Origin of the sequence: Zunongwangia pacifica, from assembly GCF_023499215.1 — a bacterium.
Taxonomy (GTDB): domain Bacteria; phylum Bacteroidota; class Bacteroidia; order Flavobacteriales; family Flavobacteriaceae; genus Zunongwangia; species Zunongwangia pacifica.
Genome location: NZ_JAKHSK010000009.1, coordinates 58,848 through 75,335, shown reverse-complemented (window position 1 = coordinate 75,335; position 16,488 = coordinate 58,848). Strand labels below are relative to the sequence as shown.

General features: G+C 40.2%; 12 protein-coding genes. 11 read left to right on the top strand and 1 reads right to left on the bottom strand.

What is annotated here, in order from left to right; all coding sequences use genetic code 11:
• Positions 1-219 precede the first annotated feature (219 nt).
• From L1967_RS07950 to L1967_RS07915, 8 genes are all read left to right on the top strand, one after another.
• Positions 220-1,290: an efflux RND transporter periplasmic adaptor subunit gene (locus tag L1967_RS07950; protein WP_225603953.1), complete on the top strand. Its 1,071-nt coding sequence runs from the start codon at positions 220-222 to the stop codon at positions 1,288-1,290.
• Positions 1,291-1,293: 3 nt separating this feature from the next.
• Positions 1,294-4,422: an efflux RND transporter permease subunit gene (locus tag L1967_RS07945; protein ID WP_249601189.1), complete on the top strand. Its 3,129-nt coding sequence runs from the start codon at positions 1,294-1,296 to the stop codon at positions 4,420-4,422.
• A gap of 9 nt (positions 4,423-4,431) precedes the next feature.
• On the top strand, positions 4,432-5,730 hold the full coding sequence (locus L1967_RS07940) for a TolC family protein (protein WP_249601188.1): 1,299 nt from the start codon (positions 4,432-4,434) through the stop codon (positions 5,728-5,730).
• A 65-nt stretch (positions 5,731-5,795) separates the two neighbouring features.
• Positions 5,796-6,365, top strand: a complete 570-nt coding sequence (locus L1967_RS07935; protein WP_249601187.1) for a DUF2652 domain-containing protein — start codon at positions 5,796-5,798, stop codon at positions 6,363-6,365.
• Positions 6,366-6,478: 113 nt separating this feature from the next.
• Positions 6,479-6,901 (top strand): Fur family transcriptional regulator, encoded by a 423-nt coding sequence (locus L1967_RS07930; protein ID WP_249601186.1) that lies wholly within the window; start codon positions 6,479-6,481, stop codon positions 6,899-6,901.
• 221 nt (positions 6,902-7,122) lie between these two features.
• Entirely contained in the window at positions 7,123-8,184 is a 1,062-nt protein-coding gene (locus tag L1967_RS07925; protein WP_249601185.1) for a porin, read from the top strand.
• A gap of 618 nt (positions 8,185-8,802) precedes the next feature.
• Complete coding sequence (locus tag L1967_RS07920; protein WP_249601184.1) at positions 8,803-9,210, top strand: hypothetical protein; 408 nt, start codon at positions 8,803-8,805, stop codon at positions 9,208-9,210.
• A 126-nt stretch (positions 9,211-9,336) separates the two neighbouring features.
• Complete coding sequence (locus L1967_RS07915) at positions 9,337-11,592, top strand: heavy metal translocating P-type ATPase (protein ID WP_050377143.1); 2,256 nt, start codon at positions 9,337-9,339, stop codon at positions 11,590-11,592.
• A 228-nt stretch (positions 11,593-11,820) separates the two neighbouring features.
• Here L1967_RS07915 and hppD read toward each other — a convergent pair whose 3' ends face one another.
• Positions 11,821-12,981, bottom strand: a complete 1,161-nt coding sequence (hppD, locus tag L1967_RS07910; protein ID WP_050377144.1) for a 4-hydroxyphenylpyruvate dioxygenase — start codon at positions 12,979-12,981, stop codon at positions 11,821-11,823.
• 367 nt (positions 12,982-13,348) lie between these two features.
• Here hppD and L1967_RS07905 point away from each other — a divergent pair, with 367 nt between their 5' ends.
• The 3 genes from L1967_RS07905 (at position 13,349) to L1967_RS07895 (ending at position 16,422) form a co-directional block, all read left to right on the top strand.
• Complete coding sequence (locus L1967_RS07905) at positions 13,349-13,570, top strand: heavy-metal-associated domain-containing protein (RefSeq protein WP_120182569.1); 222 nt, start codon at positions 13,349-13,351, stop codon at positions 13,568-13,570.
• A 39-nt stretch (positions 13,571-13,609) separates the two neighbouring features.
• Positions 13,610-14,053, top strand: coding sequence for a DUF3347 domain-containing protein (locus L1967_RS07900; RefSeq protein WP_120182570.1), 444 nt, complete (start codon positions 13,610-13,612; stop codon positions 14,051-14,053).
• Positions 14,054-14,118: 65 nt separating this feature from the next.
• On the top strand, positions 14,119-16,422 hold the full coding sequence (locus L1967_RS07895; RefSeq protein WP_120182571.1) for a multicopper oxidase family protein: 2,304 nt from the start codon (positions 14,119-14,121) through the stop codon (positions 16,420-16,422).
• Positions 16,423-16,488 lie beyond the last annotated feature (66 nt).

Genomic DNA, 16,488 nt, shown 5'->3' with positions numbered 1-16,488 from the left:
AAGATGACAGATACAACAACTGCACTTAATCCGGCTATTTGCAGGAGAACCCCGTTCCGTTTTACGCCCGAACAAAGGATAACAAAAAAGCTATTCAGCATTTGCAACCAGGTTCCCAAAACTGACGGATAGCTATTGCCATAGAATTTAAAAATATGTTGAAACAGGAAAAATCAATAGCGCATTGCTCCAAAAATTAAGTAACAAAATAAATTTAAAATGAGAACACATAAAATTGGCTTGCTATCCCTCTTCGTAATGGGAGCAGGCTTAATACAAAGCTGTAAGCAACAAGCAGAAAAACAGTTAAAAGAGGAGCCTCCGGTAGTAACCGTAGCCACCATCAACAGTTCGGAAACAGAGCAGTCCGTTTCCTATTCGGGTTCTATTGTACCCGATAATATGACTACCGTAAGTTTTGCCGTAAGCGGAACAATTAACAGTGTGGGCGTAAATGAGGGACAACGTGTAAGCAAAGGACAATTCCTTGCAAGCATTGATGCCACCGAGTACGAAGCCGCATTGCAGATTGCCAATGCAAGCCTTGAACAGAGCGAGGATGCGTTCAGAAGATTTGATGAACTGTACAAAAAAGGGAGCTTCCCCGAAAAGGATTACATCGACATCAAAACCAAAGTAGCACAGGCGCAGGCAAACAAAAAGATTAACCGCAAGCGCATTTCCGACAGCCGCCTGCATTCGCCTACCAACGGAATTATAACCGTGAAAGCCGCCGAGGTGGGCGGTATCGCAGCACCGGGAGTACCTGCCTTTACCATCGTAAAAACGGATATGGTATATGCGCAGTTCGCAGTACCCGAAAGCGAAATCGGGAACTTTAAACAAGGGATGCAGGTGGATATGCACATACCTACATTGCAACGCAATTTCACGGGCAAAATCACAATCATCAATCCCGTGGCTGATGAAATTTCCAAAGCATATACACTGAAAGTACGCCTTGACAATCCCGGTGGTGTGCTGATGCCGGGAATGATTACCCAAGTGCTTGCAGGCGTTCCAGTTAAGGTTAAGCAGGTACGTGTACCGCTTACCGCTATCGTGAACAACGTTGATAAAATCCCTCACGTGTACGTGGTAGATAAGAACAACAACGCCAAGCTGACAAGGGTAACCGTTGGCAAAATCGTAGGCGATGAAGTCATTATTACCAATGGGCTTGAAGAAAACCAAACCATTATCCTTGCCGGACAAAAAAACGTCAAAGACGGGCAAAAAGTAAAAGCAGAAACAGCATCGGTAACAACCTCCGCTCCAAAAACTGAATAATTTATGAAAAGGAAAATAAACATCATTGAAGCGGCAATGAAATTTCCGCAAGTACCGATAGCGATTACCGTTATTATGGTGCTTGCAGGACTGATTTCATTAATGACGATGCCGAGAAGTGAAGACCCCCGTGTGACAGTCAGAACGGGGCTTGTCGTGGCTTTCTATCCCGGAAGCGACGAAGTACAGATGGAAAAAGAAGTTACCGATAAACTGGAACAATACCTGTTCGGTTTTGAGGAAATCAAAAAAGATAAAACCCATTCGGAAAGTAAGCCCGGACAGGTAGTTGTAACGGTAGAATTGCAGGACTATGTAAAGGACACCAAAAAATTCTGGAACACCTTACAACACGGTTTGGATGCCAATATGCCCTTGATATTGCCACGAGGCGTACAGGGACCGTATGTGAACAGCGACTTCGGCGATGTGGTCGTTCAGATGATTGCTGTATCAGCTCCCGGTCGTTCTTACGCCCAGTTGGAAAGCTATTTGGATGAACTGGAAGATGGTATTAAAACGATACCGCAGGTTTCCAAAATCAAGCGTTACGGCGGGCAGAAACAACAGGTATTTATTACGCTGCGTGAAGATGCGCTTAAACAATACGGTTTCGGTATCAACGAAATCACAGCGACATTAAGCCAGCAGAATGTAACCATTCCGAGCGGCGATATTGAAATTGACAAAAACCGTTTTCTCATTTTCACGGATGCACAATACCAGAATGAAAATGAAATCGGAAACCTGATAGTATATAGTTCTCCGCAGGGTGGCAATATCCGCTTGCGTGATATAGCCAAAATCGAAAGAAGATACGAAGACCTGAAAAGCAAAATTACCGTTTCAGGAAACGATGTAATGATGCTGACCGTAGAAATGCAGCCCGGACAGAACATTGTCGATTTGGGTAATGCGCTGACACAGAAAGTTGCTGAAGTAAAAGAAATCCTGCCATCAGATGTGCAGGTCAGCACCATTGTTGACCAACCCGAAGTGGTTGATATGAATTTGGGGCATTTCTTTATCGAGTTCGGTATCGCCATTGCAGCCGTTATCTTGGTCGTAATGCTCCTGCTGCCGTTCAGGGTTGCCACCATTTCAGCCATTGCAGCACCCGTTACCATTGCCGTAACATTTGCTATCCTCAATTTGTTGGGTATCGAAATGCACCAGGTTAGTTTGGCGGCAATGATTATCGTACTGGGGATGGTGGTCGATGATGCCATTATCGTAGTGGATAATTACATCGAGAAAGTGGACGAAAAAATACCGTCGTGGACTGCCGCCTGGCAGAGTGCCACGCAGTTGATGGTTCCCATTTTCACGGCTACGCTTACCATTGTCCTATCGTTTCTGCCGTTGGCATTTACGCTTACCGGGCTTACGAGAGAGTTTGTGCAATGGATACCGATTACCGTAAGCATAGCTTTGGCAGTTTCGTTCCTTGTAGCCTTGTTCCTTACGCCGTATATGTGTTACCACTTCCTGAAAAAAGGATTGAAAAAGCACGATGATAAACCCAAAAAACGCAATTTCTTAGACCGGATGCAGGACGGTTTCGACCGGGCAATCGAGTTCTGTATGAAATGGCAGAAAACTACGTTGGTAGCAGGTTTGGTTATCTTCTTACTGTCTTTCGTGGTAGGCAGTCAGGTAAAAACCGAGTTTTTCCCTATCGTAGAAAGAAACCAGTTCAACCTTGAATTGTGGATGGATAACGGTACGAATATCCACGAAACCGAAGCAGCCGTTAAGAAGATAGAAAAGGAAATTGCAGGCGATAAGCGCATTGTAAACACAGCAAGTTTTATCGGTACAAGCTCGCCACGTTTCTACTCTACCTATGCACCGGAGCACCCACGGGAAAACTTTGCGCAGGTATTCATCAATACCACAAGCAAAGATGCAACGGCAGAAATGATAGACGAGTATGTACAGAAATTCAACAACTACCTGCCGAACGGTTATGTGCGGGTTAGGCAGCTAAGCAAGAAGCAGCAGCCCGCACCGATTGAGGTACGTGTAATTGGTAAGGATATTACGCAACAGAAAAAAGTAGCCAAAGAAGTAGCGACAATACTAGAAAACACAAAAGGAGCAAATTGGGTACGTACAGATTATCAGGATGATTATGTAGGTCTTAAGGCTGTGGTAAAAGAAGATATCGCGTTGCGATTAGGTGTTACCAAAGCACAGATTGCACAGGCTTTAGGTGCTAAAATAAAAGGTTTTCCTATATCACAAATGTGGGAGGGCAACAAAGCCGTAGATATTGTATTGAGAACAGACGAAGCAGACCGGGAAAATCTGGATGCTTTGGGCAATATGTACATTACCTCATCATTAGGTGCTAAAGTTCCCTTAAAGCAGGTGGTAGATTTACAACCATCTTGGCATACAGGAGCCATCGTACACCGCAACGGGTTGAGAACCCTGACCGTTTCTTCCGAAGCGCAGTTAGGCAGAAAGCCCGCAGAAATATTTGCAGAGGTACAGCCTAAAATCGAAAGCCTGAAATTACCGAAAGGCATTAAGATTGCCTACGGCGGCGAGTACGAAGACGGACTGGAAAGCGGTCCCAAAATGGGAAAATCCTTTATGATAAGTTTTGTATTGATATTCCTTGTCCTGTTATTCCAGTTCAAGCGTGTAGGTAAAGTATTCATTGTACTGGCATCATTCCCGTTGAGCTTGCTTGGCGCAATGCTCGGATTGTACCTGACAGGTTACGAGTTCGGGTTTATGGCAATCATCGGTATTACCGCCCTATTGGGGATTGTAGTCCGAAACGGAATTATCCTTGTGGACTATGCAGATGAACTGGTAAAGGAACACGGGCACACAATTAAAGAAGCAGCCCTGTTAGCAGCCAAACGAAGAATGCGACCAATCTTCCTTACTTCTATGGCGGCGACAATCGGATTGATACCGTTGATGTCGAGTGGTTCGCCCGAATGGGGACCGATTTCAAGTACGATTTCAATCGGGATTTTGGTATCAATGGTTACCACTTTGTTTATCGTTCCAGTATTGTATTACAGGTTCGTGAAACCGCCTAAAAATAAAGAGTTGGATGAGCAGTACGAGCTTAATGCCGAAAATGTTCAACCCAAAAATCACTTATCATAAAAAGAGATTATGTTACAGAAAAGATATAAAACAGTCATAAAGGTTTTTGTATGCACTTTCGCTCTCTTTCAGGGAACAGAAAACCTCTTTGCCCAACAGCAATTAACTCTTGCAGAAAGCAAAGAGCTGGCATTAAAAAACAATTACAGGATTAGTAAAGCCAAAGAAGATGTTACTGCTTCCAGATCTGAGAAACAAATATCAGACGCGACGGCAAGACCCAAAATAGATGCTTCTGCAACTGCATTTTACTTTGGTGAGCCATTAAATTCCATGCTTCCTGAGTACGGTTTCGCCCCGATGGTAAGCGTTACTCAGCCTATTTATACAGGAGGAAAGATTAAGTACGGTAAACAAATGGCGGAAACCAATATAGAGATGAGCAATGCTCAGCAGAGATTGGTCGAAGACGATGTGTTGTTAGCTACCGAAACTGCCTATTGGATTGTAGTACAGGCTAAAGAAGAAATAAAAATGGAGAAACAAGTTAAAAGACAGTTAGCTTCCCATTATACTTTTTTAAATAATCAATTCCAGGCAGGTATTATTTATAAAAATGATGTGCTTCGGGCAAAAGTACTTCAAAATGAAAATGAAGCTCGATTACAGGCGGCTGAGAACAAACTAATATTAGCCAAAAAAAGATTAATCCAGTTAACTGGAATAGAAGAACAAACGGATATTGATGTAGTTGGTTCATTGAGTGATGATGAATTTAGAAACTATGAGATGTTACAAAGCGTACAAGTAAATCGTCCTGAAGTAGACTTAGCCACAAGTGCCATAAAAATGAGTGAACTTACAAAGAATATGCTCAGAGCCGATCTAAAACCGACAGTTGGCTTATCACTTAACGGAATGGCTGCCTTTGGAAAAGAAGGTATTAATTTTGGAGATCCAACCAAAAACAGTATGCTTACTTATTTCGGAATGTTAAGCGTAAAGATTCCCGTATTCGATTGGGGAAGTAAGCGAGAGAAAGTAAAGCAACAGGAAGCTAACATACGTTCGGCAGAATATGGATTGAGAGAACTTCAAAGCCAGATTAATGTGGAGATAGAACAAGCAACACTTAACCTTCAACTGCAGGCAAACAATATAGATTTAATGCAGGCTTCACTAATTGAAGCTGATGAAAATCTAAAATTAAGTAATGATCGTTTTCAAGCAGGAACTATCACTGGAGAAGATGTATTAATAGCAGAAACACTTTGGCAGCGTGCGTATAGCAGTATGCTTGATGCAAAAGTAAGATACAAAATTGCTGAAGCTGTTTATCACAAAGCCATCGGACAAATAAAACAGTAGTCATTAACAATATAATGTAGAGGCTCAATATGCCTCTACATTTTTAAAATTGAAATTATGATAAAATGATACAAGAACAGCATACTGATAACCCAAAAGGTGTATTGATGATACCGGATATTTCAGGCTTTACAGATTTTGTTGTCAAGTCGAATATGTTTGTTGGAAAATATATAACAGAAAATCTCCTGAAAGTAATAATGGATAGTAATATTCTGTGTTTTGAAATTTCTGAAATTGAAGGCGATGCAATACTTTTCTATAAGTACCAAAACTTACCGACGTTTGAAGAGAGTTTAATGCAGATAGAGCTTATCTACGGTAATTTTCAAAAGGAATTACAGCGCTTATCTCAACAGTTAGCAATAGAAATACCTCTTTCTTTAAAGACAATAGTCCATTACGGCGAATTTACCCAATACAAAATCGGAAAATTTGAAAAGCTTTATGGTGCACCTGTAGTAGAAGCACATAAAATGCTTAAAAACCATATTGCAGAATATCCGCCCTATGCTTTGTTTTCAAATGCTTTTTTACAGGCCAATTTTGAGCAACCTGAAAAAACAACTTTGGAATACGATAATTGTGATGACTGTAAATATTTACCCGAAATAGGCTACATTCATTATTTGTAAGACAGTAACCAGTAAATATTGTAAATCTATCAAAGAATATTACAAGATGAAATAAAATCGACTTCTATACTTTTACATTTGATTTATTTGGTGATTTAAACCGTACAAGCAAGATGAAAAGTTTAGAAGAGAGATTGCAAAAAAGAAGCATAAAACCAACAGCGGTTAGATTATTAATTTTTCAGATAATGTCTGAATTTAAAAGAGCATTTAGCCTGACTGATCTGGAAACGGAATTAGAAACGGTAAATAAATCTACTATTTTTAGGACATTGACCCTTTTTCATGACAACTTACTCATTCATACGATTGATGACGGTTCCGGCTCCATGAAATATTCAATTTGTAGTGATACATGTATGTGTAATGTAGGTGACCTACATGTACATTTCAACTGTAACCGCTGTAAGAATACTTTTTGTCTTGAAAGTATTGCTATTCCTCCTATTCAGCTGCCAGATAGTTTTTTATTGGAAAGTATAAATTTTGTAATGAAGGGAATGTGTAATGAGTGTTCGAGGTTTTTCAAAAAGTAAGTAACTCAGAATAAAACCTCATTTTAAAAAAACAGCCATATTTACATATGGCTGTTTTTTATTTGCAACCAGGTTCCCGAATGCTACAGTTAATTTGGTGCTCATTAATTTTTTGTATAATGATGAGTTTTTCTAGATTTATTTATGTTGTATTATTGTTTGTTTTTCCGCTATTTGTGTGTGCTCAGGAAAAAGAAAATTCCACTGTTTTAAAAATGCTTATGAAAAAAAATATTTTGACCAAAGCTGAAGTCGATTCATTAATGGAAGTCCAAAGGATGAATGACAGCATTATTGAAAATGAAATAAAATATATTCCAATATCTAAAAGAGGAATCTTAAATAAGTACAATATGCAAGTTGGAGTATCTGCTTTTTCAACATTAAGTTTTGATAACCTGAATAGTAGTAAATCAGATGCAACTGTTCGAGGGTTATTTATACATGTAAAAGGACAATTGCATAAAAATTTCCATTATTTTGCAATGGCTGATATAAAATCTGCAAAATTGATCGATTATTATTTTGGTTGGTCACCCAACAAAAAAGTGAGTATTCAATTTGGACAACAAAAAATACCGATTTCGATCGAAAACCAGCGCTCCCCCTCCAATCTTGAATTTATTTACAACACGCGTTCTGTTGTATCCCTTATAGGAATGGGGGCAGATGTAATCTCTCTTCAAAATGGACAAAATAACTTCGGAAGAGATATGGGGCTGAAAATTTCAGGAAAATTATTTAGCAAAAAAGAGTATGATTTGGTTGAATACGGAGTAGGATTATTTCAAGGATCCGGAATAAATACCAGTATCGATAGAAGTAACAAAGACTTCACGGGAAATATTTTTATTCTACCAATAAAAAATTTGCGCCTGGGAGGCGGGTTATATTTTGGTGAAGCCGTTTATAAAGATGGAGGCGAACAAGACCAAACATTACATATAAGAAACCGCTGGGTTTTGAATGGGGAATATACGTCAAAAAAAATCTATGCAAGAGCAGAATATATTAGAGGGAAAGATGGGAATATTAATAAAAAAGGTATTTACGGTATGATGCAATGGAGTCTCAACGAAAAATGGCATATCGTAAACGGTGTTGACCATTATAGTAATAATATTTCTAAAAATAGTGAAGCAACAGATTACAAAACAGGGCTCAATTATATTTTTCATGAAAATTGCAGAGCACAGATTAATTATTTGTATTCCGATTATTCGAAAGCATGGAAAACAGCAGATAATCATAGCATCGCAATACAACTACAAGTCGTTTTTTAAATTGATTCTTTGCCCATTTTGCTTCTTCGCTACCTCGATATTTTACAAACTTCAAGTGGTATAGAATCTATTGTAAAAATATGGATCTGTATGTTAAGTTTCTCTGATACTATCTTTCGCACCTACTCTACTTTTCCAAACAATAGTTTTCTTCAGTCATTATATTGCCTTCAGCTTATCATATTATCAAATCCGATTGCAATCGGATTTGATAATAATTTTACATGCAATTTTGAAAACAAATGGTTTTCAATGTAAATACAGAAACACTCGGAAGTAAGGCTGAATGATAGTACTTCTACACGGGAGAACTTTGGCGCAATTCCATATCTTGTATAATTGACTTTCTCACTTATCTGATAACTAACAATATCTTTTATGATCTTAAATAACTTGTTAAAATTTGTTTGATGTTGTGCGTGTTGGGTGAGTTTGTTTGATCAATCACTTTGATCACTTCATAATATCTTTTTGTTCTCTATTTACAAAAATCAACTCCACCAACAGGTTAAGTTACAACCTCTGAATGCCTGTTTGTCGAGTTGAATGGAACTCTAATTTGCAACCAGGTTCCCCAAAATGACAATTAACTTTGTTATATAATTAAAAAATATTATTATGGCAATCAAAAAACATATATCAGAAATTGCGGATAGTGCATATAAAAGCGATCTCTCGTTTGATGTAATAACCTTTGAATGTGCTGTTCCCGACAAAAAAAACGTAACAGCTTTTACGGCAGCATTGCAATCCCATTCAACGCATCCAATAGCAAGCAGCGTGCTCAAGTTTCTTTCGCCAATTATTTTATCCGATTACAAGGTGGAAAAATTTGAAGAGATACCGGGCCATGGCATCAAAGGGTTTGTGAACGGACACGAAGTCATCATCGGCAATATAGCCTGGATGAAATCTTATGACTTCTATTACGATGAAAGTTTAGACCACGTAAACGAAAAGGTGGTTATTGTAATGATTGACGACAGGTACACAGGCTGTTTTTTCATTACCGAAACCACAGCATAGCAACCGCTCCTTTCCAAAAGGCAAATTTTATATACTCCAAAATAGCCGTGTTGCTTTTGCAACTAAGTTCCCAAAACCCCATAGTAATTTTGCCTTATAAATGGAAATTAAAAACAATTAATAGATATGTCAAAACTATGTTGCAGTACAGATAACAATCTGAACCTTGTAAAAAAAAAGGAACACAAACACAAATATGATACGCAGGGTAATCAGTTGTGCTGTGTAAGAACAGAGAAAATTTATGAAAAAGCAGGAGCAGCAGATTTGCTAAAAGATGCCAATCATAAAGATGACGGACACGGACACACTGACGGCAGCAGTTGCAGTGAAGACGATGCCGGACATTGTGATGATGAGGAAGACCATCACGACCACAGCCACCACCATCACGACCACGGTCATAAACACAGCCATAACAAAAAAGGTGGTCATAACCACGACCACGGACACGACCATAGTCACGGACACGGGCACAGCCACGGGGATGACCACGACCACAGCCACGACATAGAGGGCAAAACAGCGTTTCAGCTTTTTATGCCTGCGGGTATCTCATTAATTTTATTGCTTATCGCCATCGGGTTAGATAATTACTTTCCACAGGATTGGTTTACCGGATGGGTACGAATTGCTTGGTATGTAATTGCCTATATCCCTGTCGGACTACCCGTAATTAAAGAAGCAATAGAAAGTATCCGGTATAAAGATTTCTTTTCAGAGTTCTTCTTAATGGGTATTGCTACAATAGGAGCATTTGCCATAGGCGAATATCCCGAAGCAGTAGCCGTTATGTTGTTTTATTCCGTAGGAGAAGTTTTTCAGACCATTGCAGTATCAAGAGCCAAAGGAAATATTAAAGCCCTGTTAGACCAACGTCCTGATGAAGTTACGGTTCTTAGGGCAGGCAAAGCGGTTGTGATAAAAGCCGAAGATGCTAACATTGGCGATATTATCCAATTGAAACCGGGCGAAAAATTAGGCTTGGACGGCGAATTAGTTTCGGATAGTGCTTCATTCAATACAGCAGCACTCACAGGAGAAAGTAAACCCGACACCAAAGGTAAAGGCGACACTGTACTGGCAGGTATGATTAACCTGAATACCGTAAGTCAGATAAAAGTTACTACCGACTACGCTGATAGTAAATTGAGCAAAATTCTGGAATTGGTACAGGATGCAACTTCTCAAAAAGCACCCACCGAATTATTTATCCGTAAATTCTCCAAAGTTTATACGCCAATCGTAGTGTACCTGTCAATAGCCATTACTTTGCTGCCTGCACTCTTTGTAGATAACTATGTATTCAGCGAATGGCTGTACAGAGCATTGGTATTTTTGGTTATCTCTTGTCCTTGTGCGTTGGTAATTTCCATTCCGTTAGGTTACTTCGGTGGTATTGGAGCAGCGAGCCGGAACGGTATCTTGTTCAAAGGTTCCAACTTCCTTGATATTCTTGCCAAAGTTGAAAACGTAGTAATGGACAAAACAGGAACGATGACCGAGGGCGTTTTCAAAGTACAGGAAGTATTCATAAAACCGGAGTTCAACAAAGATGAAATCCTGAACCTTGTCAATGTTTTAGAAAGCCAAAGTACGCACCCTGTGGCAACCGCAATCCACAATTACTGGGGAGAAGTAGATACCACAGTGAAACTTGAAAATACGGAAGAAATTGCCGGACACGGGCTAAAAACCACTGTCAACGGTAAAGAGCTGTTGGTAGGTAATTTCAAATTGCTTGACAAGTTCAATATCAGCCACGATGCAGACACGGCAAACATTGTTTATACCGTGATAGCAATCGCTTATGGTGGTAAGTTTGCCGGATATATAACCATTTCTGACAGCATTAAAGTAGATGCGAAAGCCGCCGTTGACAAACTGCGTAAAATGGGTGTTAGAACCACAATGTTAAGCGGGGACAAAAATACCGTGGTACAATACGTTTCAAATCAGTTAGGAATTGACAGTGCATACGGAGATTTATTGCCCGAAGACAAAGTAAATAAAGTAAAAGAAATCAAATCCCGTAATGGAAGCGTAGCCTTTATCGGGGACGGTGTAAACGATGCTCCTGTAATTGCATTGAGTGATGCGGGTATCGCAATGGGTGGTTTAGGAAGTGATGCCGCCATTGAAACTGCCGATGTGGTTATACAGGACGATATGCCGTCTAAAATCCCGATGGCTATCAATATCGGGAAACAGACGAAGAAAATTGTTTATCAGAATATTGTTTTGGCGTTCGGTGTGAAAGCAATTGTACTGATACTCGGAGCAGGCGGACTGGCTACAATGTGGGAAGCCGTATTTGCCGATGTAGGTGTGGCATTATTAGCAATTCTAAATGCGGTGCGAATACAGAAAATGAAGTTTTAATTGTTGGATTTGACTGCCGCCGAAAATATTCTGCGGCAGTTTTTTTTGACCTAAACCAAAAAGGAAGATGGCAAAACATCAATCACAGGCATCGCTTATTAATTGTCAAAAACAACATTGAACACAAACATTAACCAAATTGTAAACTATACCAAAAATAAATGCACACAAAAAGAGGCTGTTTCAATATTGGAAACAGCCTCTTCGCATTAAAAGAAAATTATAGAATTATAACGTACCTCTGCGTTCCTGCTCTCTTTCGATAGACTGGAACAAAGCCTTAAAATTTCCTGCGCCAAAACCTCTTGCACCCATTCTTTGGATAACCTCAAAGAAGAATGTAGGGCGGTCTTCCACAGGTCTTGTAAAGATTTGCAATAAATAGCCCTCTTCGTCTGCATCAATCAAAATACCCAATTCCTGTAATTCCTTTATATCCTCTTTAAATCGGTGCATATGCGCTTTTAAACGGTCTGGAATAGCATCATAATACGCTTGTGGCGGTCTTGATAGAAATTCAACACCTCTTGATTTAAGGTCGTTTACCGTCTTTACAATATCGTCCGTAGTTACCGCAATATGCTGAACACCCTCGCCCTCATAAAATTCAAGGTACTCTTCAATCTGCGATTTCTTTTTGCCCTCTGCGGGTTCGTTAATCGGGAACTTAATTCTGCCGTTACCATTTGCCATTACTTTTGACATCAGGGCAGAATATTCGGTTGAAACCTGCTTATCATCAAAAGACAGAAAGTTTTCAAATCCCATTACATCCTCAAACCATTTTACCCAGGTGTCCATTTGGTTCCAGTCCACATTGCCCACCATATGGTCAATATATTTCAGTCCGGCAGGAGCAGGATTATATTCGGTTTCCCATTTTTCATAACCTGGCATAAAAATACCGTTGTAGTTTTTGCGTTCGGTAAACATAAAAATGGTTTCGCCATACGCATAGATACCCGATTGTACCACTTCGCCGTTTTTATCTGTGGTTACGGTAGGTTCCATAAATGCTTTTGCACCTCTCGATGTGGTTTCTTCAAAGACTTTGCGGGCATCTTCCACCCAAAGACCAACCACTTTGATGCCATCGCCGTGTTTTTTAACGTGTTCGTTGATTTCAGAATTAGACCGCATTCCGGTAGTTAAGACCAACCGTACTTTATCCTGTTTTACCACGTAAGATGCCCTGTCTTTCATTCCCGTTTCCAGTCCGGCATAAGCCTCTGACCGAAATCCGAAAGCGGACTTATAATAATGGGCAGCCTGCTTCGCATTGCCTACATAAAACTCTACATAGTCGGTTCCTAAAATCGGTAAAAAGTCCTGTGCACCTTCGAATATTTTATCCAAGCCGTATTCAACGTTTTTCAAATCGTTTGTCATTATAATGATTTTTAAAAATTATGTTATGTGTGATTTTGCAATAAAGGTTTTTGCACAAGTGGGATTGTGCAATAGTGTTTTAGTTCCTGAACCCGAGCTACAACATCGCCCGATGCAAAACCGAGAGAAAGGTTTTGATAGACATTTTATAATCAGTTAGCGTTATTAAGCGGTAAATGTATTCCGCTTATTCAGAACCAACACCATAATCAGTAAAAGTCACAAAACAAAACCGAAATATTACAAGCGGAACCGTTTTTGAGGTATAATCAGTAAATATCATAAATCAAACAAGGAATATCGCAAACAGCATAGCGCATTATGTTCCGAATTTTGTACCAACAAAAACAATTAAAAGTTCAATACAATGGAAAGTAAAAATCTTCAATTCAAGACAAACCTTAACTGTGGTAACTGTGTATCAAAAGTGCAGGCAGATTTAGATAACGCAGACGGTATCTGCGAATGGAACGTTGACACCACAAACAGCGATAAAATACTGACTGTAAAAGCAGAGGGCATTACCGAAGACGAGGTTGTCGCAATCATCAGGAAAAAAGGTTTTAAAGCTGAACCTGTTTCAGCATAATACCATCAGCAATTCACTAATCTTTAAAAGGAACAAAAAATGAAAAAGTTAATAGTTGCAATAACCGTAATGATGTTTGGATTTTCTGCTTTTGCACAAAATACAGGCAACCTGCTGAACAATTATATCAGCGTAAAAAATGCTTTGGTAAGCAGTGACAGCAAGGCGGCAAACACCGCTATTTCCGCACTGAACGAAGCCGTAAAGAGCGAAGACAATTTTGCACAGAAAGCAGAATTGCAGAAAGCCACCGAGAAATTAAGCAAGGCAGGCAACAACATTGAAAAGCAAAGAGCCGCTTTCAATGATGTATCTACCATAATGTGGAAACTGGTAAAACCATCCGACAAAGTAAACCAACCAGTTTACTACCAGTATTGCCCGATGAAAAAAGCATATTGGTTGAGCAAAGAAAAGGACATCAAAAATCCTTACTACGGTTCATCTATGCTTACGTGTGGTAAAGTTGCAGAAACTAAATAATACCCATTAAGGCATTGCTCATTAGGCAATGCCTTTTAATCTTTATAACCAATGCTATTTTTAAAATGGATAATCAAAAATTTCTTCACAAAAAGCTGTTGCCGCTAACCCTGTTGGCACTCTTTATATCACAAGTCAGCATTGCCCAAAAAGTAGTCCATTACGACCTGTATGTAAGAGATACGGTTGTAAACTACGCAGGCAAAGAAAAAAGGGCAATCGCTGTAAACGGGCAAATCCCAATGCCCACGCTTGAATTTACAGAGGGCGACACGGCAGAAATTGTTGTCCATAACCAGTTGAAAGAAAGTACATCCCTGCATTGGCACGGGCTATTCCTGCCCAATAAAGAAGACGGTGTACCTTTCTTAACGCAAATGCCCATAGAACCCGGCACAACCTATACTTACCGTTTCCCGATTATTCAGACCGGAACGCACTGGTATCATTCACATTCGGGCTTGCAGGAGCAGATTGGTATGTACGGCAGCTTTATAATGCACAAAAGGGCTGATGACAAAACATTCAGGAAAGGCATTGACGATTTGCCGGAAATTCCCATAATGCTAAGCGAATGGACGAACCTCAATCCCAACAATGTACACCGTATGCTGCACAATGCAAGCGATTGGTTTGCCATAAGAAAAGGCGCAACACAAAGCTATGCCGAAGCCATCCAAAGCGGTAAATTCAAAACCAAGCTGACCAACGAATGGAAACGTATGTTGGCTATGGACGTGAGCGATGTATATTACGAACGTGTGCTGATGAACGGCAATCATCATACAGACCTGAAAAGCATTGACGGCAAGCCGTTAAAAGCAGGCGACAAAGTGCGTTTGCGGATTTCTAATGGCGGTGCATCCTCTTACTTTTGGCTTCGCTACGCAGGCGGTAAAATGTCCGTAGTGGCAAGCGACGGCAACGATGTGCAACCTGTGGATGTGGACAGGCTGATTATCGCTGTATCTGAAACTTACGATGTAGTCGTTACCATTCCCGAAGACGGTAAAGCCTTTGAATTTATGGCAACTACCGAAGACCGTACCCAATCCACAAGCTATTTTATTGGCAGCGGTACAAAACAATATGTTGGGGAAATGCCACGCCTGAAATATTTTGAGGGTATGAAGATGATGAATGATATGATGAAGATGAACGGCGACCTTGACGATATGGGAATGAATATGAGCCTTAACCAAATGGATATGAACGTAGTAATGTATCCTGAAATTACAGGCGAAGAAAAGGGCAAGAAAGCTAAGGACAATGGGCAGCCAATGGAGCATCACGGGGAAAACCATAAAATGAATACGGACGAAGACCCCAACCGTTATAATGCCAATGCGTTGAGCAATATAGTAACGCTCAATTACGCAATGCTGAAATCGCCACACAATACCACATTGCCAAAAGATGCTCCGGTAAAAGAACTGAAATTTACCCTTACCGGAAATATGAACCGTTACGTTTGGAGTATGGATAATAAGGTCTTGGCAGAAAGCGACAAAATACCTGTAAAGAAAGGCGAGATTTTGAGGATTACCATTCACAACAACTCAATGATGCGCCACCCGATACACCTGCACGGTTTTGATTTCAGGGTGCTGAATGAGCACGGCGAAAATGCACCGATGAAAAATATAATCGACATTATGCCGATGGAAACCGATACCATCGAGTTTCTTGCCAATACCGAGGGCGATTGGTTTTTCCATTGCCATATCCTGTACCATATGATGGCAGGAATGAACAGGGTTTTTGCAGTGGACGATTATAAAAATCCCGAATTGCCCAACAAGGAAAAAGCCTATAAAATGTTACAGCGGGAAAGCAATATGCCACACTTAATGGCACAGAGCGACTTTGCCATCAACGGTATAGACGGGGAAGCTATGCTGATGAACGCCCGTTACAGTTTGGGTACAGAATGGCGTTTAGGCTACAACGATATGCACGGCTACGAAGTAGAAACCCATTTAGGACGTTACATCGGTAAAATGCAATGGCTGATGCCGTTTATCGGTTTCGATTGGCGATACCGCAAAATGGGAATGGACGAACACGAGCAAAACCTGTTCGGACAGGTCAATAAAAAGGACAACCGGGCAGCAGTCAGCTTGGGTGTAATGTACACCCTGCCAATGCTCGTTAATGTACAGGCAGAAGTATATCACGATGGGATTTTTCGTGTATCGTTAATGCGTGAGGATATACCTATCTCCCGAAGACTAAGAGCCGGATTTATGGTCAATACCGATTTGGAATATATGGCAGACCTGCGGTATATCCTGACAAGGCATATCGGTATCAGAACACACTATGATAGTGATATGGGCTTTGGTGTAGGGCTTTCGCTCATCTACTAAAGCATTTCAATACAAGATTGGGAAAGGTTGTAGCGTTGCTATGACCTTTTTGCTTTTTATAATACG